The organism is Halorubrum tropicale (genome assembly GCF_001280455.1).
Taxonomy (GTDB): Archaea; Halobacteriota; Halobacteria; order Halobacteriales; family Haloferacaceae; genus Halorubrum; species Halorubrum tropicale.
Window position 1 is genome coordinate 12,614 of record NZ_LIST01000003.1, and the last position, 23,360, is coordinate 35,973.

Below are 23,360 nucleotides of genomic sequence, written 5' to 3' on the forward strand. Positions count from 1 at the left end.
CGGTCCGCGTCGAGGGACGCGGTCGCCACGGGGTGAGCGGCGGTGATCGGCGGCGTCGACCCGTTCGTCTACCTGGAGACGAACGTCGCGAAGCTGGTGTTGGCGACCGCGCTCGGCATGTTCCTCGGGTTGGAGCGGGAGTGGTCACAGAAGTCGGCGGGGATCCGGACGTTCGCGCTGATCAGCCTCGCGGCGGCGGTGTTCTCGCTCGTCGGCGAACCGGGGCTCCTCGCCGTCGGCGGGGTGCTGGTGGTTGCCAGCGCGGTGCTGCTGGCGGTGCGAAGCTTCGTCGAGGCCGACGTCGACGGGCTCTCGCTGACCACGTCGGCGTCGATGCTCGTCGCGTACGGCGTCGGCGTCCTCGTCGCGGCGGGGCTGTTCATCGAGTCGGTGACGGTAGCGGTGCTGTCGTCGCTACTCCTGGTGTTGAAACGCGAACTCCACGCGTTCGCGTGGGGACTCTCCAGAGAGGAGGTGCGCAGCGCCGTGGAGTTCACCATCCTCGCGTTCGTCGTCTTCCCGCTCCTCCCCGCGGAGACGGTCGACCCGTGGGGGGCGGTCCAGCCGCGGCTGGTCTGGTCGCTGGTGGTCGCGGTCAGCGCCATCGGGTTCGTCAACTACGTCCTCGTCAAGCGGTACCAGGGCCGCGGCTACGCGGTGACGGGCTTCTTCGGCGGGCTCGTCAACTCGACGGCGGTCGTCGCCGAGATGGCCGAGCGGGCGAAGGGGCGCGCGGCCATCGGCGACGTCGCGGTGGGCTCCATCCTCCTCGCGAACGCGGCGATGGCGTTCCGGAACGCCGCCGTAGTGGCAGTCTTCGTCCCCGAGGCGGCGCTCGTCGTCGGCGTCCCGCTCGGCGCGATCACCGTCGCGGGGGTCGGCGTCGCCGTGCGGCGGAGCGACTGGCGGACGACGATTGAGGCCGAGCTGGCCTCGCCGTTCAGCCTCGGGAACGCGCTCACGTTCGGCGCGCTCTTCCTGATCGTGCTGCTCGTCTCCGCTGTCGCCGAGGAGTCGTTCGGCGCGAGCGGCTTCATCGTCACCTCCTTCCTCGCCGGCCTGGTGTCGTCAGGGACCTCGACGGCCACGGCGGTCTCGCTGCTCGGGACCGGACAGATCGGGGTCGAGACCGCGGTCGCGGGCGTGATCGCCGGCACCGCCGCCAGCGTCCTCATCAAGACCGTCTTCGCGGCGAGCATCGCTCGGGAACTCGTCCGTCCGGTGTTCTTCTGGAACCTCCTGCTGATCGCCGTGGGGGTACTCGCCGGAATCCCGGTGTTGCTGTTTTAAAACGCCTCGGCGGACCCGCTCCGGCGCGGGTCGGGGCGCGCCTCACGAGAGGTGTTCGGCGATGTCCGTCGACGAGACCATGCCGACGTAGTCGTCGTCGACGACCGGGAGGTGTTTGACGCCGTACATCGTCATCATCGCGGCCACCTCCTGCATCATGAGGTCGGGCGTCACCGTCTCGACGTCCTCGGTCATCACGTCGCGGACCGTCGTCGCCTCGGGGTCGCGCCCGTCGGCGACCGCCCCGACGACGTCGCTCTGCGTGACGATACAACCGCCGCCGGTGGTCACGACGAGGGCGCTGATGCCGCCGTCGCGCATCCGCTGAGCCGCCTCTCGAATCGGAACGTTCGCTCCGATCGTCTCCAGGGGCGTCGACATCACGTCCGCGACGCGGGTTCTGTCGTCGAGATCCATGCCACGACGTGTGATACCGCGTGTCATTACTCTTCCGGAACCCACACCGCGGGGCGGGCGCGACCCCGTTCGGGACGGCAGAAGAGCGGCGGAACGCGACGCTCGGAGGGGGCCGTCAGCGCGCCTTCGAGAGGTGCGCCGTGAGGTCCGTCGTCGACACCATCCCTATCGGTCTGCCGTCCCCGTCGGTCACCGGGAGGTGGGTGTAGCCGTGCGCGGTCGGCGCCGCCAGCTCCGCGACGGTGTCCTCGCGGCCCACCGTGACGACGTCGGTCGTCATGAACGCCTCGACCGGCGTCCGGTCTTTCGGGTCGTTGTCGCGGACGAGCCCCACGAAGTCCGTCGCGGTGATCAGCCCGGCCAGCCGTCCGTCGGGCTCCACGACGAGGATCGAACTGACGCCGGTGTCGCGCATCCGCTTCGCCGCGTCGGCCGCTGGGGCGCCGCGTTCGATCGTGGTGAGGTCGGTCGACATGAGCCGATCGACGAGTACGTCGTTCATGTCTCGTGGTAACGCTGGGCACGGTTATCAATTATCCGGTCGGAGGGCCTGTTCGCGTCGAGCGACACGGGTTCGGGCCCGGCGAGGGACGGAGACGTCCCGGACCGCCCGACGGCTCACTCCTCGACGAGGGCGTCCGGAGCGTCCGCGAGGCCGACCAGCGCGTCCGCTTCGACGTGGTGGAGGTCGCCCGGGATTACGAGCAGGTGGAGCGGGTCGCCGAACTGGCGGTCGGCGAGCGCGCTCAGGCGGTCGGCGGCGACGACCGCGTCCGGCGACCCGGCGCGGGCGACGGCGACAGCGAGCTCGTCGGCCCACCCCTCGGCGAGCAGTTCCGCGGCCGCGTCGGCCGTCATGTACTCCTCGTGGTCCGGGTCGGGGCCGCTCGGGCCGGTCCCGACCTTGATGTCGAGGTAGACGACGGTGTGGAGCCCGCGCTCGCGGTTCGCCTCGACGGTCTCGACCACGCTCGCGGGCACGTCGTCGCCGCCGTGCGCGTACGGGAACGGCAGCGTCGTCGCCTTCCCGAACCGGTAGTTCTGGAGCCCCGTCAGGCTCGACGCCGCGGACTGGGCGGTGACGCCGTGGACCACCCGCGTGTCGATGCCGCGCTCCTCGGCGCGGAGCCGGAGGTCGGTGTGGGTGGTCGAGATCATCGTGTCGCCGGCCGTGAGGAAGGCGGCGTCGCCGTCCGCGGCCGCCTCCAGGATCGGCTCCGGATCCTGTTCCACGCCGGCGCGGTCGCGGACCGCGATGTCGACGTCGTGGTACGCCTCCAGGTCGGCGACGTCGGCGCCGATCAGCCGACTGGTGTAGAACTCCGCGAAGACCCGGTCGGCCGCCCGCAGCGCCTCGCGCCCCTCGACGGTGACGGAGCGCTCGTCGTAGAGGCCGAGCCCAATGAAGGTGAGCATGGGTGCGTTCGGCGCGCGGCGGCCTAAAAAGACGCGGAAGGGTCGGCAGCGACGAAACCGAGGGCGGGCGCTCGGATCGGCCCGGCGGACGGGCGACGAGCGCCCGAGCGCCCCTTATAGACCTTCATGATAGTCCCTTGGGATTCCATAGCAAGCCCTAAGAGGGAACCAGCACAACGTTCCGCTACGAGGCCCAATCGGGCTCACATACCACTATGACTGACGACGAACTCATCTGGCGGATATCGGGGGGATCCGGTGACGGGATCGCTTCCACCAGCCAGAACTTCGCGAAGGCCTTGATGCGATCGGGGCTCAACGTCTTCACGCATCGGCACTACCCGTCGCGGATCCGCGGCGGCCACACCTATACCGAGGTCCGCGCGTCGGCGGACCCCGTCGAATCCCGGGGCGACGGCTACAACTTCCTGCTGGCACTCGGCGACTCCTTCGCCCGTAACCCGCAGGAGGAGGCCGTCTACGGCAACGAGGAGATCAAGCCGCTCTCGGAGAACCTAGACGAACTCCGCGAGGGTGGGGTCATCGTCTACGACGAGGGACTCCTCGACGCCTCCGAGATCCCGAACTTCGAGGAGCGCGCCGAGGAGAACGACTGGCACGTGTACCCGCTCGACCTCCGCGGGCTCGCCCGCGACATGGGTCGCGAGGTCATGCGCAACACCGCCGGCGTCGGCGCGACCTGCGCGCTGACCGGCATGGAACTCGACCACGTCGAGGACCTGATGCGCGACGCGATGCCGGAGAAGATCCTCGAACCGAACCTGGAGATCCTCGAGACCGCGTACGACCAGGTCCGCGAGGAGTACGACGTGGACGCCCCGGACGTGTCGGTGCCGACGGGCGAACACGACGAGACCCAGCTGCTCATGTCCGGGTCGGACGCCATCTCCTACGGCGCCATCGACGAGGGCTGCCGGTTCATCGCCGGCTACCCGATGACGCCGTGGACCGAGGTGTTCACCATCATGACGCAGAACCTGCCGAAGCTCGGCGGGATCTCCGAGCAGGTGGAAGACGAGATCGCCGCGGCCGCGCTCGCGGTCGGGGCCTCGCACGCCGGCGTCAAGGCGATGTCCGGCTCCTCCGGCGGCGGGTTCGCGCTGATGTCCGAGCCGCTCGGGCTGGCGGAGATGACGGAGACGCCCGTCGTCCTCGTCGAGGCCATGCGCGCCGGCCCCTCGACCGGGATGCCGACGAAGCCGGAGCAGTCCGACCTCGAACACGTCCTCTACACCTCGCAGGGCGACTCCCAGCGCGTCGTCCTGGCCCCGGGGACCGTCGAGGAGGCGTACGAGCAGTCGCGCATCGCCTTCCGGCTCGCCTACGAGTACCAGATCCCGACGATCCTGCTGTACGACCAGAAGCTCGGCGGCGAGCTGACGAACGTCCCCAAGAGCCACTTCGACCGCGATCCGAACCCGGACCTCGGGAAGACGCTCTCGGAGGACGCACTCGCGGACGAGCCGCACTCCGGCGACGGGAAGTTCCACCGCTTCCAGCACGACGTCGACGACGGCGTCTCGCCGCGGTCGGTGCCCGGGCAGAAGGGCGGTCGCTTCCTCGCGACGGGCAACGAGCACGACCCGACCGGCCACATCAGCGAGTCCCCGGACAACCGGGTCGCGCAGATCGACCGGCGGACCCAGAAGCTGGAGGCGATCCGCGCCGACCTCGACGGGGAGGACACCGGCTCGTACGCCGGCCCCGAGGACGCCGAGTACGGCATCCTCACGTTCGGCAGCCAGCAGGGCACCGTCGAGGAGGCCGTCGGTCGGCTCAACGAGGCCGGCCACTCGGTGAAGTCGTACGGGGTCTCCGACATGCTCCCGTTCCCGACCGAGCAGGTCGAGGCGTTCGTCGAGAGCGTCGACGAGGTCCTCGTCGTCGAGATGACGGCGTCCGGACAGTTCCGCGGGCTCGTCCAAAAGAACCTCGGCCGCTACGGCGAGAAGCTGTCGAGCCTGTTGAAGTACAACGGGAACCCGTTCGAGCCGGCGGAGGTCGTCGACGGGTTCGAGGCCGCGATCGTCGAGGGCGACGGCGACGCGTCCGGCCACCAGACCACGTTCGTCCCAGCCGCAGGTGACTAACCAATGAGCACGTTTTCAGCGATCGGAGAGGAGCGGGAGATCGACCGCGACGAGTACACCCCCGGCGTGGAGCCGCAGCCGACGTGGTGTCCGGGCTGCGGTGACTTCAGCGTCCTGAAGGCGCTCAAGCAGGCGCTGCCGGAGGTCGGGCGCACGCCCGAGGAGACCCTGCTGTGTACCGGGATCGGCTGTTCGGGCAAGCTGAACAGCTACCTCGACACGTACGGGTTCCACACGATCCACGGGCGCTCGCTGCCCGTGGCCCGCGCTGCGAAGCTCGCGAACCCCGACCTCGAAGTGATCGCCGCCGGCGGCGACGGCGACGGCTACGGGATCGGCGGGAACCACTTCGTCCACACGGCCCGGGAGAACCACGACATGACGTACATCGTGTTCAACAACGAGATCTTCGGGCTCACGAAGGGGCAGACCTCCCCGACCAGCCCGAAGGGCCACAAGTCGAAGACGCAGCCCCACGGGAGCGCCAAGGAACCGATCAAGCCGCTCTCGATGTCGCTCAACGCCGGCGCCTCCTACGTCGCCCGGACGGCCGCGGTCAACCCGAACCAGGCGAAGGATATCCTCATCGAGGCGATCGAACACGACGGGTTCGCGCACGTCGACTTCCTCACCCAGTGTCCGACCTGGAACAAGGACGCGCGCCAGTACGTCCCGTACATCGACGTCAACGACTCCGACGACTACGAGTTCGACAAGACGGACCGCGTCGAGGCCCAGGAGATGATGCGCACGACCGAGGAGGCCCTCTACGACGGCGAGGTCCTCACCGGCCGCTTCTACGTCGACGAGGACCGTCCGTCCTACGGCCAGGAGAAGCGCGAAATCGGCGAGATGCCCGAGGAGCCGCTCGCCGAGCGCTACTGGGACGACGACTACGAGTGGGAGCGCTCCCACGACATGTTCCTCGACAAACACGCCTGAGCGGGGCCGTCGGTCGTTGACGGCGCGGTGAATCCGTTTTTTGATTCGCAAGGTATTTTTTCATTGGTGACAAACGGAGTGGTATGAGTACGGTATCGACGGAAGAGCGGATCCTCTCCGTGTTAGAGGAGGACGCGCAGGCGTCCTGCGGGGAGATCGCCGAACGGGCCGACGTCTCGAAGCCGACGGTGCGGAAGTACATCGACCGCCTCGAAGAGCGGGGCGTGATCGTCGGCTACTCCGCGGAGGTCGACCCGAAGAAGCTCTCGTCGCAGTCGATCGCCATGGTCGGGATGGACGTCGACTCCGGACAGTACGTGGAGGCGACGCGCGAACTGAAGTCGCTCGACGAGGTCCAGGCGCTGTACACCTCCTCGGGCGACCACATGCTGATGGCCGAGGTCCGCGCCGGCGACGGCGACGAGCTCGGCGAGGTCATCTCCGAGAAGCTGCTCGGCGTCGAGGGCGTCACCGCGGCCCACCCATCCTTCCTCCAGGAGCGACTGAAGTAGGCCGGCGGCCTCAGACGAGCGTCCGCGGGGCCGCGACCACCACGTCCTCGTCGCCGACGGGGCTCCGGCGGGTCCCGCGCGCCTCGAAGCCGTGTGCGACGAAGAACTCCGTCGCGCTCGGTCTGTCCGCCGGCACCGTCGCCCGGAGCGTCTCGACGCCGCGGTCGGCGAGCGCGCCGCCGACGCGCGACAGCAGCTCCCCGGCGATCCCCTCCCCCGCGCGGTTCGGGTGGACCCACAGCGCCAGTAGCTCCGCCTCGGCGCCGTCCGGGTCCGGGTGCGCGATGGCGAGGCCGACGGGGCCCTCCTCGTCGTGTTCCATCAGGAACGACCACTCGGCCTCGGCGGCGGCCTCGCGGACGCCGGCGGCGGAGACGTCGAGCAGCGGTGCGCCGATGTCGTCGAACACCGTCTCCTCGCGGGCCCGCGAGACCGCGGTGCGAAGGGCCTCGGCGTCGTCGGCCCGAGCCGCCCGAACATCCATGTTCAACCGTGAGTAAAGAACGCACCTATAGGTTTCGGGGTGCGAATTGTTCCCACAGTAATTCGCGTCGCGGAGGCGACGCCCCGGCGGTGCCGTTGTCGTCGGTTCGAGCCAGCGAGCGCGGGCGCCGAGGGCTTCGAAACCGAGCACTCGGACGCTCGAAGCGGCGTCTTCGGTCGGGGAGGCCTACGCGACCGGGTCGACGCCGATGGTGAGCGTGACGTCCTCGACCTCCCACTCCTCGACGAGGCCGTCCTCGGCGTCCGCCGCGTCGGTCGGGTCGTCGAACCAAGCGTCGGCGCGCACTTCGCCGGCGATGAGGTCGGCGTGGTCGTCCACGAAGCCGGCCACGCGGTCGTCGTCGACGCCGACGCCGACGCGGATCCGCGCCTCCACGTCCAAGTCGAGCTCCTTGCGCATCTCCTGGATCCGGCGGATCACGTCGCGGGCGTACCCCTCGGACTCGATGTCGGGGGTCAGCGAGGTGTCGACGTAGACGGTGCCGCCCTCGAAGTCGGCGCCGGAGACGTGCTCCGGGGGCTCAGCGACGTACTCGACCATCTCGTCGTCGAGGTCGACGGGCTGGCCGTCGACGGTCACCTCGCCGCTCTCGACCGCCGCGCGGTCGGCGCCCTGAACCGCCTCCATCACCTTCTGGGCGTCGCCGCCGAACGCGGGTCCGATGGCCACCATCTGCGGCTCCGCGGTCTCGACGAGCTCGTCGAAGGCGTCCGTGACGAGCACCTCGCGGGCGTTGACGCGGTCGGCGATCAGCGCTTCGAGCCGGTCGACCGCGGCCGCGACGGTCTCGTCGGCCGTCTCGACGACGACGCGCGGGACGGGCCAGCGGAGCTTCCGGCCGGCCTGCTGACGCGCGTTCGCCGCCGCCTCCTCCACGTCGCGGAAGACCGCCACGTCGCGTTCGAGGTCCGGGTCGCGCAGGTCGGCGTCCGGCTCGGGGTACGACAGCGCGTGGACGGTCGTCGCCGCGCCGTCGAGCCGCTGGTACATCCGCTCGGTCAGGTACGGCGCGATCGGCGCGAGCAGGCGGATCACCTCGTCGAGGACGGTCGCGAGCGTGGCGTAGGCGCCGCGCTTCGAGGCGGAGTCGGCCTCCTCCCACATGCGGTCGCGGACCGCCTTCACGTAGAACCGCGACACGTCCTGCGTGACGAACTCGATGACGGCGTTGACCGCGTCGCTGACCTGGTAGTCGTCCCAGGCCTCGGCGACCTCGGCCTCCACGGACTGGAGCCGCGAGAGCACCCACTCGTCGACGAGCTCGAGCTCGCCGTCGGAGAGGTCCGCGTCGGCGGGGTCGTAGCCGTCGAGCTCCATGTACTCCAGCGGGAACCGGAACACGTTCCAGAGGATGTTGAGCTTGCCCTGAATCTCGCCGAGCCCGTCCCACTCGAACGCGAGGTCGACCCCCTGCTGGTCGTGGCTGAGCAGGTAGGTCCGGAGCGGGTCGCGTCCGGCCCGGTCGATCGCCTCCTCCGGCGTGACGATGTTGCCGACCGACTTCGACATCTTCCGGCCGTCCTCGTCGTTGGCGAAGCCGTGCATCAGCACCTCGTCGTACGGGATCTCGCCGACCGCGGCGGTGCCCATGCCGAGCTGCGACCAGAACCAGCCGCGGGTCTGGTCGTGCGCCTCGATGATGAGGTCGGCGGGCCACAGCTCGTCGTGCGCGGCCTCGTCGCTCGGGTAGCCCAGCGTCCCCCACGAAGCGACGGAGGAGTCGAGCCACACGTCGAACACGTCCTCGACGCGGCGGTACGTCGTCCCGTCCTCGACGATAGTGAGGTCGTCGACGGAGGGCCGGTGGAGGTCGATCGACTCGGGGTCGACGTCCTCCTCGACGCGCTCGGCGAGCTCCTCGCGGGTGCCGATCACGATCATGTCCTCGTCGAGGTCGCCGGCGTCGGCGTCCTCCGGCACCCAGATGGGGATCGGGATCCCCCAGTAGCGCTGGCGGGAAACGTTCCAGTCGGGCGCGTCCTCGATGAAGTCGCGGAACCGGTTGTCGCGGGCCCAGTCGGGGTGCCACTCCGAGTCCTCCATGTTGTCGAGGAGGTCGTCTTTGACGTCCGTGATCGAGATGAACCACTGGTCGGTGACCAGCTGAACGATCCCGGTGTCACACCGCCAGCAGTGGCCGTAGCTGTGGTCGACGGTGCCATGCGCGAGCATATGTCCGTCGGCGACGAGGTCGTCGACGATGTCGTCGTTGGCGTCGCGCACGAACTGGCCGGCGTACTCGCCGGCCGCCTCGGTGAACTCGCCGTTCGGCTTCACGGGGCAGTGGATGTCGAGCCCGAGCTCCGTGCCGCGCTGGAAGTCCTCCTCCCCGTGGCCGGGCGCGGAGTGGACCAGTCCGGTCCGGTCGGCCTCCACGTAGTCGGCGGCGTACACCCGACCGGCGCCCTCGAAGTCGGGGTACTCGGCGACGCGGTCGGCGAGCGGGTGGTCGTACGCCCAGCCGACGAGCTCGTCGCCCGTCAGCTCGGCCTCGATCTCGTAGTCCTCGTAGCGCCCCTCGCCGAGCACGTCCTCGACGCAGTCGGCGGCGACGTAGATGAGCTCGCTCTCGCCGCCCTTCTCCGCGCGGACGGCGTTGTAGGTGAGATCCTCGTCGACGGCGACGAAGGTGTTCGCGGGGATGGTCCACGGCGTCGTCGTCCAGATGACGAGGCTCCCCTCGCGGTCGGCGAGCGGGAACTTCACGTAGACGGAGGGGTCCTCGACGTCCTCGTACTCCACCTCGTTGTTTGCGAGGCCGGTCTCGCAGCGCGGGCACTGCGAGATGGACCGCTTCCCCTGCTCGACGAGGCCGTTGTCGGCGACCTCGGAGAACGCCCACCAGGCGGCCTCCATGTACTCCGGCGAGATGGTCTCGTACGGGTCGTCCCAGTCCATCCACGCGCCGATGGATTTGAAGTCCTCGTCCATCGCCGCCCGGTTCTCCAGGGCGAACTCCTTACACTTCTCGATGAACGCCTCCATCCCGTACTCCTCGATGTCCCGCTTGTTCTCGAAGCCGAGCTCCTCCTCGACTTTGACCTCGATCGGGAGCCCGTGCATGTCGTAGCCGGGGCGGTCGGTGACGCGGTGGCCGGTCATCCGCTTGTACCGGATGACGGCGTCCTTCAGCGTCTTGTTCCAGGCCGTCCCGAGGTGCATCTGCCCGGAGGTGTACGGCGGGCCGTCCACGAAGAAGAACGGCGGGTCGTCGGCGTGCGCCTCCTTCGCCGCCTCGTAGGCGTCGTGGTCGTCCCAGTACTCGTCGACCGCGGACTCGACGTCCGCGGGCGCGTACTGGTCGTCGATCTGCTCCATACGCGTTGGTCTGCGCGCGCGTATTTGAATACGGCGGAGTCGTGGGAACGGTTCAGCGGCGGCGAGGCGGGACAAGACACTTCTCCCGGGAGGCGGACGCAGCGAACATGGAGACGCCGCGACTCGTCCGCGAGAACCTCGGGTACGCGCTCCTCGGCGGCCCGGCACTGGCCGCCGCCGCGTACTTGGCCGGCGCGTGGCTCGCCGGCACCGGCGCCGGCGTCGCCGCCGCAGTCGCGGCGTACGCCCTCGGCTGGGCGCTCGCGGCGCGGGGGTCCGGGTCGGCGTCGGAGCGGTCGGCGTCCGAGCGATCGACCGCGAACGCGGACGACGGCTCGGACCGGCGCGAGCGGGAGGCCGAGGCGGGGAAGAGCGGCTACGGCGGCGGTGGCGGCGGCGGGTAGCGGAGGCGGTTTTCCGGCCCCACTGACCGTCAGATCGGCCGGGAATGCGGGATTCAGGCCCGCTTACGGCAAGTAATCGGGTCATACCTATACTGACCGACCGCGTACGCCGCGTATGAACGTCGCACGTTCGACGCTGGTCACCGCGGCAGTACTGTTCGTCGCGGTGACCGCGACCGGCGGCGCGTTCGCCGTCGACCCGGTGACGCTCACCGTCTCCGTGACCGATCGGGACGGCGACGCCGTCGCCGGTGCGACGGTCGAGGCGACGTGGGAGACCGACGCCGGTGAGACGGGGACCGCGTCCGGGACGACGGCGAGCAACGGGAACGTCCTCCTCGACGTCCCGGAGGGGGCCGGCGTCGAGTTGGACGTCGACGACGACGCTTACGTCCGGAACCGTCCGCTCCGGGTCGAGAACGCCAGCGAGACGACCGTGGACCTCGGGGTCTCACGGAGCGGCACCGCGACCGTGACCGTCGTCGACGGGGAGAACCGGTCGCAGCCGGACGCGACCGTCCGGGTCCGCGAAGGCGGGCGGACGATCGACCGGGGCGAGACCGAGGCGGACGGGCGGTACGAGACGGCGCGCCTCGAACGCGGCGACTACGAGGTCGTCGTCGTGAAGCCCGGGTACCTGGAGGCGTCCGTCCCCGTGACCGTGGGGGACGGCGGCGAGGCCCGGGTCGCCGTCGAGCGAGGCGCCACGACGCTCGACGTGCGGGTCTTCGACGACCACTTCGACCCGCCGGTCCCGATCGAGACGGGGGCGGTGCGGGCCTCCTCCTCGGTGTTCGACGGGCGGGTGAGCGTGACCGACGGGACCGCATCGCTCACCGTACCGGTGAACGCCGTCTACACGGTCGCGGTCGTCAAGAACGGATACGACGCCACGTCCGAGCGGGTCAGGGTGGAGGAGTCGGCGGTGAGCGTGAACGCCACCGCGCAGCGCAGCGCCGCACTCGTCGCCGAGCCCGCGAACGACCGCGTCCTCGTCGGGGAGACGACGCGCGTGACCGTGCGGAACGCCTACGACGAGCCGGTCGGTGGTGCGACCGTCGAACTCGACGGCGAGGCCGTCGGGGAGACCGACGACCGCGGCGAGTTCGAAGTGACGATCCGGACCGCCGGTGACCGGACGCTCGTCGCGCGGGACGGCGACACCGTCTCCGAACCGGTGACGGTCGTGGGCGTCGACGAGTCGGCGACGGACCGCGACGACGGGAGCGCCGACGACGCGGACGGCGACGCGTCCGACGGCGACTCGTCGAGCGGCGACGGGACCACCGACGACGAGAACCCCGGATTCGGCGTCGTCGCGGCCGCGGTCGCTCTCCTCGCGCTGTCCGTCGCGGGCCGGACCCGCGGCCGGTGAGGGCGTCGCGGCGGCCGTCGGGAGCGACCGGCTGACGAGCGCCCGCCGGCCCGCCGGGGTTCCTCAGCGGGAGTCCGGGGCCCCGTCCGCGAAGTAGTCCGCGAGCCGCTCGGCCGCCTCGGTCGCGCGCGGCGTCACCAGCGCGAACCGGATCCACTCGTCGCGGGCGGTGCCGAACGCCTCTCCCGGCATGCCGGCGACGCCCGCCTCGTCGACCAGGCGCTTGACGTTCGCCATCGTGCCGGGGAACCCCTCGAAGCGCGCGAGGACGTAGAAGGCACCCTCCGGGCGGCTGTACTCGGCGCCGGCCGCGTCGAGGGCGTCGGTGAAGGCCGCGACACGGTCGGCGAGCAGCTCGCGCGACTCGGCGTAGTAGTCGTCCGGGGCCTCGGCGAGCGCGTGGTAGACCGCGTACTGGGAGGGACGGGCCCCGGTGACGTTCACGAGCATGTGACGGGTCTTCGCGTCGCCGACGTGCGCCTCGGGGAACACGCCGTAGCCGACCCGGAGCCCCGTGATCGCCATCGACTTCGAGAAGCCGCTGGTGACGATCACGCGCTCGGAGTCGAGGGTTAGGGCCGACTCGAAGGAGCCGGCGAGGTCGAACTGACCGTACACCTCGTCGACGACGACCACGGCGTCGACCGCCTCGGCGACCGCGACGACCTCGCGGACCGCGTCGAGGTCGTAGACGGCGCCGGTCGGGTTGTTCGGGGTGTTCAAGACGATCAGCGCGGTGTCCTCGCTCGCGGCTTCGCGGACCGCGTCGACGTCGAGGCGCCCGTCGCGGGCGGTGGGCACGAGCGTCGGCTCGCCGCCGAGGAGGTGGGTCTTCCCCGGGTAGTACGGGTACACCGGGTCCATCAGGAGCGCCTCGTCGCCGGCGCCGCGGTCGAGCGCGCGCGCCATCGCGAGGTAGTTCGCCTCGCCGGTGCCGTTGGTGACGACCACGCGCTCGGGGTCCACGTCGCGGCGCTCGGCGATCGCCTCGCGGAGCTCGCGGAGCCCGTCGCTCGGCGGGTACTGGAAGTCGGCGGGCGGCAGGTCGGCGTACTCGCGGAGCGCCTCCCGGAGCGCGGCGGGCGGCTCCCAGTCGGGGTTACCGCTCACCATGTCGATGACGTCGCCGTCGGCGGCCGCGGCGTACCGCATCACGTGGAAGAACTTCGGCTCCTCGTACTCCATACGGTCGGGTCGGACGCGGTCGCCGTGGCTCTTTCGACCCGAACGCCGGGGCCGCCGACGGGGGAGGCGCGGCGTCCCACCGAGTCACCGCGATCCGGTGGTTTGACCTGCCGACCCGCACACGGGGAGACATGAACAAACGCGGCCACGTGCTCAACGGCCTGCTGCTCGCCCTCGGGCTCGGCTTCATCCTCGAACCGGGGCTCGACGCGGCGACCGCGACGACCGTCGCCGAGATCACCGTTCCCGTCGTGTTGGGGGCGCTGTTCCCCGACGTCGACACCGCCTTCGGGCGCCACCGGAAGACGCTCCACAGCCTCCCCGTGCTGGCGGTGTTCCTCGCGTACCCGATCTTCTTCGGGAACCTCCAGTACGTCTGGATCGGCGTGTTGACTCACTACGTCCTCGACGTGGTCGGGAGCCGCCGGGGTATCGCGCTGTTCCACCCCCTCTCGGACCGGGAGTTCGGATTCCCGAGCGGCGTGACGACGAGCAGCAAGTACGCCGACCTCGTCACGGTGGTCATCACCGCGATCGAGCTGGCGGGCTTCTGGGCGATCCACACCTACGTCGTCAGCCTCGATCTGGACCTGTCCGCCGCGTCGGAGGCCGCGGCCGGATTCGGACTGTGAGCGCGACGCGCTACTCGTAGACGCTCACGTCGTCGAACCGCCCCTCGTAGGCGACGTTCGACGGCAGGGTAGGCTCGTTTCCGGAGAGGAACATCCGGTCGAGCTTCGCCCACGTGTTCTCGTAGCCGAGGTGTGCGAACTCGACGAGCCCCCGGAGCCGGTGGCCGACGCCGCCGCGGTGGATCACCGTCCGCGGGCGGCGCTCGCGGAACGCCTCGGCGACCGCCGCGGCGTCGTCGAGGTCGCCCCCGAAGGCGGTCCACGCCTCGCCGACCGTGCCGGGGAGGTGGGCGTACGACGAGCCGAAGCCGGCGCAGCCGGTCTCCGACGCGGTCCGGCGGGCGCGGGCGTTCTGGTGGGGGAGGAGCTTCGTGTTGTACGTCTCGACGGCGTCGATCCGGGCGGCGTGCGCGTCCACCTCGGGCCGCGTGAGCGAGATGGTGGCGAACCCGGGGTGCGGGACGAGGACGGCCGCGTCCTGGCGCTCGAACTCGGCCATGGCGCCCTCGAAGGTGATGTAGTCGGGGACCGGGTCGGAGAGCCCGAGCGCGAGGAGGTGCCGCCGGTTCCCCCAGTCGCCGGTGAACACCTCGCGGGCGGGGACGACGGTCAGCTCGTCGTCGCTGTAGCGGGCCGCGCGCTCGCGGACCGTCGGGAGCCGCGTGAAGTGCGGCGCGTACACGAGCGCGTCGATCCCGCGGGCCTTCGCGCGGGCGACGACCTCGTCGTCGAGCACCTTGACGTGGGCGTCGACGCGCGTTTGCGATCGGGTCACGGTCGCACGGTCGTCGCGCCCGCGCAAAGGCGTATCGTTCGACGACGACGGTGCCGCGGCCGCGGGTCGGACCGCGCGGCGGCGGCCCGTCCCGGCGTCTCGCCGAGTTGGGAAACCGTTAATCCCCCTCGGGCGAGTGTTCCCGGTATGGCTCCTCGCTGGACGTGCGGCATCGGCGACTGCGACGCCGCCTTCGACGACGTGGAGGCGGCGATCGTCCACCAGACGAACGACCACCAGCGCCACGAGTGCAAGGTGTGCGGCACGATCGTCCCGGACGGCTACTTCGCGATCCGCCACGCGTTCGACGAGCACACCCGCGCCGAGTTCGTCCGCGCGTACGACGCCGACTCCGCGGCGGTCCGGCGCCGCGAGGAGATCAAAGGCGAGATCGAGGCCGCCGCGGACCTCCAGCGCGTCGTCGAGGAACTCGACCGGAACGTCTGAGGCGGATCTGTCGTCCCCGAGCTACAGCACCCGCTTCCCGAACGCGCTCGCCGCGAGCTCCGTCGCCAGCTCCGCCGTCTCGTTGTGCTGGTCCAGCGTCGGGTTCACCTCGACGATCTCCATCGAGCGGAGCGCGTCCGTCTCGTCGACGATCTCCATCGCGCTGTGCGCCTCGCGGTAGGTGACGCCCCCGCGGACGGGCGTCCCGACGCCGGGCGCGGCGTTCGGGTCGAGCCAGTCGAGATCGAGGCTGACGTGGATCCCGTCGACGCCGGCCGAGGCGACGTCGAGCGCCTCCTCCGTGACCTCGGTTATCCCCCGCTCGTCGATGTCGGACATCGTGTACGCGGCGAAGTCGCGCTCGCGGATGAGCTCCGCCTCCGCGCCGTCGACCGACCGCAGCCCGACGAGGGCGACGTTCTCCGGCGAGAGCCCCGGCGCGGTCGCCCACTCGGCGCCCGCGAACTCGCCGATCCCGAGGGCGGCCGCCAGCGGCATCCCGTGGACGTTGCCCGACGGCGTCGTCGCGGGCGTGTTGAGGTCGGCGTGCGCGTCGAACCACACGGCGCCGATGTCCGCGTCGCGCGCGGAGCCGGCGAGGCTCCCGATGGCGATCGAGTGGTCGCCGCCGAGCGCGAGCGGCACGTCGCCGGCGTCGAGCGTCGCGGCGACCTCGTCGCCGAGCTCCCGGCACACGTCGGCGGTCTCGCGGAGGAACTTCGCCTCCCCGACGCTGGGCGCGTCCGCGTCCGGGTCGCGCTCCTCCGCCCGCGGGACGGGGAGGTCGCCCGCGTCGACCGCCTCGACGCCGGCGCCGGCGAGCTGGTCCGCGAGCCCGCCGTACCGGATCGCCGACGGTCCCATGTCGACCCCGCGTCGGTTCGCCCCGTAGTCGGTCGGCGCGCCGATAATCCTGACCGTGGTCATACCGGGTACGCGACGCCGCGGCGCTTGAATGGTGGGGATCGACGCGGCCGCGGCCCGCGAGGGCGGCGGAGAGCGCCCGATTCGCCTCGCCGGATCGGACACCGTTTTGCGCCCGGGCCGCCACGGGGCGGTCATGGGCAGTTCCGATCCCTACTCGGTCGAGCCCGGCGACATCGAGCCGATCGGCGCGACCATCGCGGTCGCGTTCACCGGCGCGGCGATCGGGCTCGTCGGCGCCGCGGTGTCGTTCGTCGCCGTCGACTTCGGGCTTGCGCTGATCGGCGTCGGCGTGGTCGTCGCGCTGTCGAGCCCGCTCGCGTACGTGCGCATGAAGCGGCTGCGCGGGGAGTAGCCCCGGAACGCGCAGCGCCGGCTGTACCCGGCCGTCGAGGCGGTTTCACACGATCATTTATAAGCGAATTCCATCGCATTTAAGCGGGGGCGTCGTGTATTCGAGACCATGTCATCGATCGAGCTCACGTCGAGCCAGAAGAGCATCCTCACGGCCCTCATCAACCTGTACGGGGAACAGGAAGACGCCGTCAAAGGCGAGGCGATCGCCGAGGAAGTCGACCGCAATCCCGGGACGATCCGGAACCAGATGCAGAGCCTCAAGGCCCTCCAGCTCGTCGAGGGCGTCCCCGGTCCGAAGGGCGGCTACAAGCCCACCTCGAACGCCTACGAGGCGCTCGACATCCAGCGCATGGACGAGCCGGCCGACGTCCCGATCTCCCACGAGGGCGAGCAGGTCGAGGGGACCAACGTCGACGGGATCGACCTCTCCAGCGTCCACCACCCCGAGCTGTGCCGCGCCGAGATCCACGTCCAGGGCTCGGTCCGCGACTTCCACGAGGGGGACAGCGTCACCGTCGGCCCGACGCCGCTCTCGAAGCTCGTCATCGACGGCACCGTCGACGGCAAAGACGACACCGCGAACATTCTCATCCTGCGGATCGACGACATGCGGGCGCCCGACGAGCCGGCCGAACACTGATCTAGAAGCGGGACTCGTCTACCGGTTCGAGAAATCCTCGGAGAGCGCGGACTGATTTGTCGACGGCCGGAGTCGAGCGTCGGAGGCCGAAGGCGCGTCGACGAAAGGCGTCGCCCGCGCTTACATGTCGCCGAACGCGCTGACGCCGCGGCTCGCGGAGGAGACCTTGGCGATCCAGCGCGTGGCGATGGCCTTCTTCAGCAGCTTCGCGGGCTTGCCGCCGAACGTCTTGATCGGCATGCCCACCACGTCGTGGGCGACCGCCTCCTCGCCGACGGAGACGACGGTGCCCTTGTCCTCGTGGGTCCACGAGCGGAGCGGCGCGCCCCGGGCGGCGCGCGCGAGGTTGGCGCCGGCGACCTCGGCGGCCTGCCAGGCGGCCTGCGCGGTCGGCGGGGCCACGTCGTCCTCGCCCTGCTCGACGAGGGCGGTGTCGCCGATGGCGAACACGCGGTCGTCGCTGGTGGCGAAGTCGGAACCGGCGTGGACGCGGTTCGAGCGGTCGTCCTTGTCGACCTCGACGTGCTCCAACTCGGGCTGGCCCGTAATTCCGCCGGTCCAGATCAGCACGTCGTAGCCCAGCTCCTCGGGCTCTTCGTCCTCGCCGCCGCCGAGGTAGACAGCCTCCTCGTCGGCCTCCGAGATGAAGTCGCCGGTGAGGATGTCGATGTCGGCGTCCTCGAGCCGCTGGCGGAGCGCGCCCTGGATCTGCGGGTCGTTACCGGGGAAGACCTCGTCGAGCCCCTCGACGAGCTTGATATCGAGCGGCGCGCGGTGCTTGTCGCGGTACTCGGCGATCTCGCCGGCCGTCTGGATGCCGGAGAGGCCGGCGCCGCCGACGATGACCTGCGCGGGGTCGGAGCGGGTCGCGTCCGCGGCCGCCTCGCGCACGTCCTCGTGGATCGCCTTCGCGTCGTCGAGTCCCTTCAGCTGGCGGGCGTTCTCCTTCAAGCCCTCGATGCCGAAGAACGCGGTCGTGGAGCCGACCGCGAGGAGGAGGTAGTCGTAGTCGACGGTCGTGCCGTCGTCGGTCTCGACGACGCGCTCGTCGGTGTCGACGTCGACGACCCGGCCCTGAACGAAGTCGGACTCGGGCGACTTGATCTCGTCGACGGGGATCGTGATCTTGTCCTCGACGGCGGGGTTGCGGATCGCGCGGTGGACCTCGTGTAAAACGAGGTGGTAGTCGTGTTCCGAGATCCACGTGAGATCGGCCTCGCCCTCGCCGACCTCGTCTTCGAACGCCTTGACCGCCCCTGCGCCGGCGTATCCCGAGCCGACGACCACGACCTGTGTACTCATGCCTGCCGCTCCGCGGCGCGCGGGTAAAGTCGCTTTGGAACGGTCGCGATCGGCGGTCCGGCCCGCGGCGGGACGGCGCGTTACAGCGAGAGCCCGGCGTGCCAGCGGTCGGCGCCCGCCTCCCGCTTGACCTCGTCCATGCGCGCGAGCAACTTCACCGCGAGGCTCGCCGTCTCGGCCGCGCGCGACTCGCCCTCCGTCCGGAACTCGCCGGTGACGCGGTTGGCGTAGACGGAGCAGACCGCGCCCGCACGGAGCCCGTACACGTTCGCGATCGTCAGGATCGCCGACGCCTCCATCTCGATGTTCTTCACGTTCGCGTCCCGGAGCTCCGCGACGAGTTCGTCCGAGCCGGCGGCCTCGAACCCGTCGAATCCGGGGCGCCCCTGCCCGGCGTAGAAGGAGTCGGCGCTCATCGTCACGCCGGTGTGGTAGTCGTGGCCCAGCCGCTCGGCGGCCGCGACGAGCGCGGAGACGACCTCGCCGTCCGCGGCAGCGGGGTAGTCCTCGCGCACGTACTCGTCGCTCGTCCCCTCCTGTCGGACGGCCCCGGTCGTGATGACGAGGTCGCCCACGTCCATCTCCGGCTGGATCGCGCCGCAGGAGCCGACCCGGATGAACGTGTCGACGCCGACGCGCGCCAGCTCCTCGACGGCGATGGCGGCCGACGGCGAGCCGATGCCGGTGGAGGTCACCGAGATGGGCGCGCCGTCGTAGGTGCCGGTCGCGGTGCGGTACTCGCGGTGGCGCGCGACCTCCTCGTGGCCGTCCCACAGCCCGGTGATCTTGTCGACTCGCTCGGGGTTGCCGGGGAGGAGGACGGCGTCCGCGACGTCCTCGGGCGCGGCCTCGACGTGGTAACCGGCCTCGTCGTTCGGGTCCTCGCTGTCGTCGGTCATGTCTCCGCCCTTCGTCGAGCCGTTTAAAAGTAGTTCCGTCTCGGTCGCCCGCCGGCGTCACTCCCGGCTGGCGTCGTCGAGCGTCCCCTCGCTGATCGTGTTCGGGAGCAGTTCGCCGAGGGTGTACTCGGTCACCGCGTCGCCCCCCTCGTCGCAGGCGACGACGAGGTCGTCGGCCGCGAACTCGGCGAGCGTCTGCCGGCACATCCCGCAGGGCGTGACGCCGTCGCGGACGCCCGACGAGACCGCGATCCGGTCGAACTCGCGGTGGCCGTTCTTCACCGCCTCCGCGAGCGCGACCTCCTCGGCGTGGAGGCTGTTGGAGTAGTTGGCGTTCTCGATGTTACAGCCGGTGAACACGGTGCCGTCAGCGGTCCGCAGCGCGGCGCCGACGCGGTACTCGGAGTACGGGACGTGGGCGGCGTCCAAGGCCTCGCGCGCCGCGGCGATCAGGTCGTCCATACCGGCGCGTGACGCGGCGGGCCGATAACTGTACTGTGTCGCGGTCGGGGGCGGGCCCGCGGTCCGGTCAGGCGCGGTCCACCCACGCCGAGAAGCCGCCGTCGATGAGCGTGTCGGCCTGCTGGCGGATGTACTCGCGCTGGGTGTCGACCACGGCCGTCTCGAAGTCGTCGCCGTCGTCGAGGCGGGCGCGGACGCGGTCGCGCTTCCAGCTGGCCGGGGTCGTCCGGTTGGCCACGCGCCACCGGAGCGGCGCGACCCACTCGGCGGCCTCGTCGGCGGCGCAGCCGGCGGTCCGGAGCCCGGCCTCCGCGTGGTCGAGGAGGTCCTCGTACAGCGCGTCCGTGTCCGTGGTGTGCTGGCCGTCCGGACCGATCCACTCCATCTCGGCGTCGAGCCCGTCGGCGACCGCCGCGTAGAAGTTGTCGCGAGCGGTCTCCCAGTCGAGCCCGATGACCGGGTGTTCGCGCTGGGCGAGCGACTGCAGCAGGCCCGCGAACGCCCCCTGGAACGCGATGGAGTCGCGGACCGTGGGCTGGCCGGGGATCGGGCGGAACTCGATGCGCGCGTTCGCCGCCGAGCGGCTCGCCCCCTCGAAGACGGGCCGCACCCACCGCCAGTAGCTGCCGTGTTTGGTCCGGAACGTCGCGAAGTCGTCGTCGAACCGGTCGCTGCCGCCCGGGTCGGGCATCGGGATCAGCGTCTCGTCGGCCGCGATGCGGTCGACCGCGGTCTCGACGTCGCGGAAGTCCCGCGGGAACCGCACCTTGTCCGCGTCGGTGCGGGCGTTGAGGACGGACTCGAACACGTGGACGCGGTTCTCGGTCGCCCCCTCCGCGAGGATCCGCTCGCCGTCCCAGCCGTCGTCGTACAGGTCCGGCGGGAAGAACGGGGAGTTGACGCCGAGCGCGAGCAGGGGGCCGGCGATCCGGAGCGCGTACCGGAAGTGCCGCGGTAGCGTCTCTGCGTGCGCCACCTGATAGTGCGGCTGGATCGACGTGATGAGGCTCTCGGGCATCACCGTGTCCGCCGCCAGCGACACGCCGGGGGCGGAGAGCTCGACGCGGCTGCCCGCCGACCGCGCGTCGTCGGGTCCGTCCCCGTCCGCCGCGTCGGGGTCCGCGTTCGCCATCGCGTGGTAGCGGACCGCGTCGCTCATGTTGACCGCGACGACGACGCCGTCGACCTCGACGCTGTCGGTGAGGTACCCCTCCGCGGTCTCGCCCGCGGGCGGGATGGTCCAGAGGCCGTCGGAGACGAGCCGCATCCCCTCGACGCCGGCGGTGTTCTCCGCGGCCTCCAGGCGCGCGCGGACCTCGGCGAGCTGCGCTCGGAGCCCGTGGTCGGAGAGCGGCTGCGGGCTCGTACACATCTCGGCGTTGTGGAGCCCGAGCTCCTTCTCGAAGCCCATCAGCTCCAGCAGGCGGCGCGGCACGCGCATCAGCGCGTACTCGCCCGCCCGCGACTCCTCGCTCCACCGCCCGTCGCCGACCGCGTAGAACTCGTACTCGAAGCCGACGATCGACTGGTGGTTGTCGAAGGAGCCGTCGCGGAGCTCCTGTTTGACGATCTCGGCCTCCTCGGCCGCGCGCTCGGCGAACGCCTCGGCGTCGACCGAAAGCGCCTCCCGGACCCCGTCGGCGAGCGCGGACTCGGTGGTCATGCGACCGGGGAAGGAGTCGGCGAGGTGAAAAGGTCACCGGCCGCGAGAGCGTACGGGTCGAGTTCCCACGACGGCTCCGCCCGGCCCGCGCGCCTACTGGTTCGCCGAGCGCGCGTCGAGCGCGACGGGGATCGAGCGGCTCGCCACGTCGCCCGCGAACGCCTCGCCGTCCGCTTCCAGCAGGTCGAAGGTGTCGTAGTGGACCGGGACGACGAGGTCCGGGGCCATCGCCTCGGCGAGGTCGGCCGCCGCGCGCCGGTCGGCGACGATGCCGCCCCCGCCGATGTTCGCGAGGAAGACGGAGACGTCCAGCTCGGCGAACCCGTCGAGCGCGTCCGAGTCGCCGGGCCAGAAGACGGTGCGGCCCCCGAGCGACAGCAGGTAGCCGCAGCCGAAGCCGGGCGGGTGCGCGACCGAGCCGTCGGCGTCGGCGTTCGGTCCCTCGGAGTCGTTGTGGGCGGGCACGGACCACACCGTGACCTCGCCGGCCGGCGTGTCGACGTCGACGCGGTCCTCCTCGCCGACGCGGACCACGTCGTAGTCGGCCGCGAGCGCGTCGATCGGCTCCACGTCGCGGTCGATGCCCGCGGGGTCGACCGCCTCATAGATGACCACCGTCGCGTCCTCGCTCGCGACCGACCGGATGCCGTCGCTGTCGTAGTGGTGGTCGTGGGTGACGACGACGAGGTCGCCGTCGCGCGCCCAGTAGTCGTCGAGGACGCCGTACCGACCGGGGTCGGTGTAGGCGACCGGCCCCCCGTCCGTCTCCAGCCGCGCCGTCGCGTAGCCGAGCCACTCCACGGTGAGCTCCTCGAATCGGACCGTCATGTCACGGGGTCCGGCCGCGGGCGCCTTGAGGGTGGCTATCGGTCGCGGTCGCCGGCGTCGTCGCCCGCGCCGCGCGTCCCGCCGGCCGCGTCGGGCCCGTCGTCGATCACGACCAGGTCCCACGCCGCGGCGAGCGCGTCGTCCCCGAGCGAGCGCCCCAGCGCGTGCTCGGGGACGAGCGGCATCGGGACCGGGACGTATCCGGCGTCGCGCATCGCCCCGAAGCCGCCGAGCGTCTCGACGACGGCCCCGTCGTCGCCCCGCCGGACCCGGAACCGCTTGTCGTCCGGGTCGCGGCGGTACGCGAACGGGAACGCCGCGTCCGGCGGCGTCCGGAGGCTCTCGACGCCGGCGAGGACCGCGACGGGAGTCCCGTCGACCTCGCAGACGAGCCGCGGGACGACCGGGCGGCCCGCCTCGTCGACCGCGGCGGCGTCGACTCCCGAGTCCGCCGTCACCGGGCCGACCGGGGTGTCCGTCTCGCGCCACGCGAACGTCGGGTCGCCGAGCCCCTCGGCGCGAACGCAGGCGTAGCCGCCGCCGGCGACCGGGATCCGGTCCGGACCGAGGTGGAAGGTCCGCCGGCCGTCGCGGCGCGCGGCCAGCAGCGGCGGGTCGGCAAGGAGGTCGCGCACGGCGGCCGCGGTGGCGTCGTCGCGAGCGACGAACAGGACGCTGCGGTCGCGGTCGAGCGCGTGGCCGAGCCGCGAGACGATCACGGTCGGCGTCGCGTCGTCGGGCGCGAGCGGCTCGACCGCGATCCGCTCGTCGCCGCGGGTCGCGACCGCCGGGGGCTCGACGCCGCTCTCCGGGCGGTCGACCGCGAACCCGTCGCCGGCGAGCCGGGCGGCGGCCGCGTCGGTGAGGTCGCGCCGCGTCGCGTCCCCGAGCGGGCCTGGCATGGGCGTCACTACGCGCCGAGGGGTCAAGGGGTTTCGCGTGGCGGAACGCCGGGC

At 71.2% G+C, this 23,360-nt stretch carries 24 protein-coding genes; 10 read left to right on the forward strand and 14 right to left on the reverse strand.

Translation table 11 applies throughout. From position 1 onward, the window contains the following. Window positions 1–42 precede the first annotated feature (42 nt). Entirely contained in the window at window positions 43–1,290 is a 1,248-nt protein-coding gene (locus tag AMR74_RS07845) for an MgtC/SapB family protein (RefSeq protein ID WP_053771520.1), read from the forward strand. A 42-nt stretch (window positions 1,291–1,332) separates the two neighbouring features. Here AMR74_RS07845 and AMR74_RS07850 read toward each other — a convergent pair whose 3' ends face one another. The 3 genes from AMR74_RS07850 to dph5 all read right to left on the reverse strand — a co-directional run bounded on the left by AMR74_RS07850 (window position 1,333) and on the right by dph5 (window position 3,123). Further along, the gene (locus AMR74_RS07850; RefSeq protein WP_053771521.1) at window positions 1,333–1,707 is read right to left on the reverse strand and encodes a CBS domain-containing protein; all 375 of its coding nucleotides are present in this window, start codon (window positions 1,705–1,707) and stop codon (window positions 1,333–1,335) included. 115 nt (window positions 1,708–1,822) lie between these two features. Continuing rightward, on the reverse strand, window positions 1,823–2,209 hold the full coding sequence (locus AMR74_RS07855; RefSeq protein WP_053771522.1) for a CBS domain-containing protein: 387 nt from the start codon (window positions 2,207–2,209) through the stop codon (window positions 1,823–1,825). A gap of 116 nt (window positions 2,210–2,325) precedes the next feature. Beyond that, window positions 2,326–3,123, reverse strand: a complete 798-nt coding sequence (dph5, locus tag AMR74_RS07860; RefSeq protein ID WP_053771523.1) for a diphthine synthase — start codon at window positions 3,121–3,123, stop codon at window positions 2,326–2,328. 215 nt (window positions 3,124–3,338) lie between these two features. On the opposite strand from dph5, the gene AMR74_RS07865 reads away from it, so the two are divergent. The 3 genes from AMR74_RS07865 (at window position 3,339) to lrpA1 (ending at window position 6,688) form a co-directional block, all read left to right on the forward strand. Beyond that, window positions 3,339–5,234, forward strand: coding sequence for a 2-oxoacid:acceptor oxidoreductase subunit alpha (locus AMR74_RS07865; RefSeq protein ID WP_053771524.1), 1,896 nt, complete (start codon window positions 3,339–3,341; stop codon window positions 5,232–5,234). Between the two features lie 3 nt (window positions 5,235–5,237). Beyond that, the gene (locus tag AMR74_RS07870) at window positions 5,238–6,176 is read left to right on the forward strand and encodes a thiamine pyrophosphate-dependent enzyme (protein ID WP_053771525.1); all 939 of its coding nucleotides are present in this window, start codon (window positions 5,238–5,240) and stop codon (window positions 6,174–6,176) included. Window positions 6,177–6,259: 83 nt separating this feature from the next. Next, entirely contained in the window at window positions 6,260–6,688 is a 429-nt protein-coding gene (gene lrpA1, locus AMR74_RS07875) for an HTH-type transcriptional regulator LrpA1 (protein ID WP_053771526.1), read from the forward strand. 10 nt (window positions 6,689–6,698) lie between these two features. Here lrpA1 and AMR74_RS07880 read toward each other — a convergent pair whose 3' ends face one another. Together AMR74_RS07880 and ileS are read right to left on the reverse strand one after the other, a co-directional pair. Next, window positions 6,699–7,172 (reverse strand): GNAT family N-acetyltransferase, encoded by a 474-nt coding sequence (locus tag AMR74_RS07880; RefSeq protein ID WP_053771527.1) that lies wholly within the window; start codon window positions 7,170–7,172, stop codon window positions 6,699–6,701. 186 nt (window positions 7,173–7,358) lie between these two features. Next, window positions 7,359–10,511: an isoleucine--tRNA ligase gene (ileS, locus tag AMR74_RS07885; protein ID WP_053771528.1), complete on the reverse strand. Its 3,153-nt coding sequence runs from the start codon at window positions 10,509–10,511 to the stop codon at window positions 7,359–7,361. Window positions 10,512–10,618: 107 nt separating this feature from the next. On the opposite strand from ileS, the gene AMR74_RS07890 reads away from it, so the two are divergent. Then, window positions 10,619–10,915 carry a hypothetical protein gene (locus AMR74_RS07890; protein WP_053771529.1) on the forward strand — a complete coding sequence of 99 codons (297 nt, stop codon included), beginning with the start codon at window positions 10,619–10,621 and terminating at the stop codon, window positions 10,913–10,915. Window positions 10,916–11,030: 115 nt separating this feature from the next. Then, window positions 11,031–12,290, forward strand: coding sequence for a carboxypeptidase regulatory-like domain-containing protein (locus AMR74_RS07895; protein WP_053771530.1), 1,260 nt, complete (start codon window positions 11,031–11,033; stop codon window positions 12,288–12,290). Window positions 12,291–12,353: 63 nt separating this feature from the next. Here AMR74_RS07895 and AMR74_RS07900 read toward each other — a convergent pair whose 3' ends face one another. Further along, entirely contained in the window at window positions 12,354–13,475 is a 1,122-nt protein-coding gene (locus tag AMR74_RS07900; RefSeq protein WP_053771531.1) for a pyridoxal phosphate-dependent aminotransferase, read from the reverse strand. A 131-nt stretch (window positions 13,476–13,606) separates the two neighbouring features. Between AMR74_RS07900 and AMR74_RS07905 the strand changes: the two genes are divergently transcribed. Next, entirely contained in the window at window positions 13,607–14,107 is a 501-nt protein-coding gene (locus tag AMR74_RS07905) for a metal-dependent hydrolase (RefSeq protein ID WP_053771532.1), read from the forward strand. A gap of 10 nt (window positions 14,108–14,117) precedes the next feature. Here AMR74_RS07905 and AMR74_RS07910 read toward each other — a convergent pair whose 3' ends face one another. After that, complete coding sequence (locus AMR74_RS07910; protein ID WP_053771533.1) at window positions 14,118–14,909, reverse strand: PHP domain-containing protein; 792 nt, start codon at window positions 14,907–14,909, stop codon at window positions 14,118–14,120. A gap of 120 nt (window positions 14,910–15,029) precedes the next feature. Between AMR74_RS07910 and AMR74_RS07915 the strand changes: the two genes are divergently transcribed. Further along, window positions 15,030–15,329: a DUF7565 family protein gene (locus AMR74_RS07915; protein WP_053771534.1), complete on the forward strand. Its 300-nt coding sequence runs from the start codon at window positions 15,030–15,032 to the stop codon at window positions 15,327–15,329. 21 nt (window positions 15,330–15,350) lie between these two features. Here AMR74_RS07915 and rocF read toward each other — a convergent pair whose 3' ends face one another. Continuing rightward, window positions 15,351–16,256 (reverse strand): arginase, encoded by a 906-nt coding sequence (gene rocF, locus AMR74_RS07920; RefSeq protein ID WP_053771535.1) that lies wholly within the window; start codon window positions 16,254–16,256, stop codon window positions 15,351–15,353. A gap of 133 nt (window positions 16,257–16,389) precedes the next feature. Here rocF and AMR74_RS07925 point away from each other — a divergent pair, with 133 nt between their 5' ends. Further along, window positions 16,390–16,608 carry a hypothetical protein gene (locus tag AMR74_RS07925; protein WP_053771957.1) on the forward strand — a complete coding sequence of 73 codons (219 nt, stop codon included), beginning with the start codon at window positions 16,390–16,392 and terminating at the stop codon, window positions 16,606–16,608. 108 nt (window positions 16,609–16,716) lie between these two features. After that, window positions 16,717–17,250 carry an Rrf2 family transcriptional regulator gene (locus AMR74_RS07930; protein ID WP_053771536.1) on the forward strand — a complete coding sequence of 178 codons (534 nt, stop codon included), beginning with the start codon at window positions 16,717–16,719 and terminating at the stop codon, window positions 17,248–17,250. Between the two features lie 120 nt (window positions 17,251–17,370). Here AMR74_RS07930 and AMR74_RS07935 read toward each other — a convergent pair whose 3' ends face one another. The 6 genes from AMR74_RS07935 to AMR74_RS07960 form a co-directional block, all read right to left on the reverse strand. Then, window positions 17,371–18,552, reverse strand: a complete 1,182-nt coding sequence (locus tag AMR74_RS07935; RefSeq protein WP_053771537.1) for an NAD(P)/FAD-dependent oxidoreductase — start codon at window positions 18,550–18,552, stop codon at window positions 17,371–17,373. Window positions 18,553–18,632: 80 nt separating this feature from the next. Beyond that, window positions 18,633–19,451, reverse strand: a complete 819-nt coding sequence (locus AMR74_RS07940) for a nucleoside phosphorylase (protein WP_053771538.1) — start codon at window positions 19,449–19,451, stop codon at window positions 18,633–18,635. 57 nt (window positions 19,452–19,508) lie between these two features. Then, a complete protein-coding gene (cdd, locus tag AMR74_RS07945) occupies window positions 19,509–19,913 on the reverse strand; it encodes a cytidine deaminase (protein ID WP_053771539.1) in 405 nt (134 codons plus the stop codon). A gap of 67 nt (window positions 19,914–19,980) precedes the next feature. Then, complete coding sequence (locus AMR74_RS07950; RefSeq protein ID WP_053771540.1) at window positions 19,981–21,576, reverse strand: hypothetical protein; 1,596 nt, start codon at window positions 21,574–21,576, stop codon at window positions 19,981–19,983. Window positions 21,577–21,669: 93 nt separating this feature from the next. After that, window positions 21,670–22,404: an MBL fold metallo-hydrolase gene (locus tag AMR74_RS07955; protein WP_053771541.1), complete on the reverse strand. Its 735-nt coding sequence runs from the start codon at window positions 22,402–22,404 to the stop codon at window positions 21,670–21,672. A 35-nt stretch (window positions 22,405–22,439) separates the two neighbouring features. Next, the gene (locus tag AMR74_RS07960) at window positions 22,440–23,306 is read right to left on the reverse strand and encodes a hypothetical protein (protein ID WP_053771542.1); all 867 of its coding nucleotides are present in this window, start codon (window positions 23,304–23,306) and stop codon (window positions 22,440–22,442) included. Window positions 23,307–23,360 lie beyond the last annotated feature (54 nt).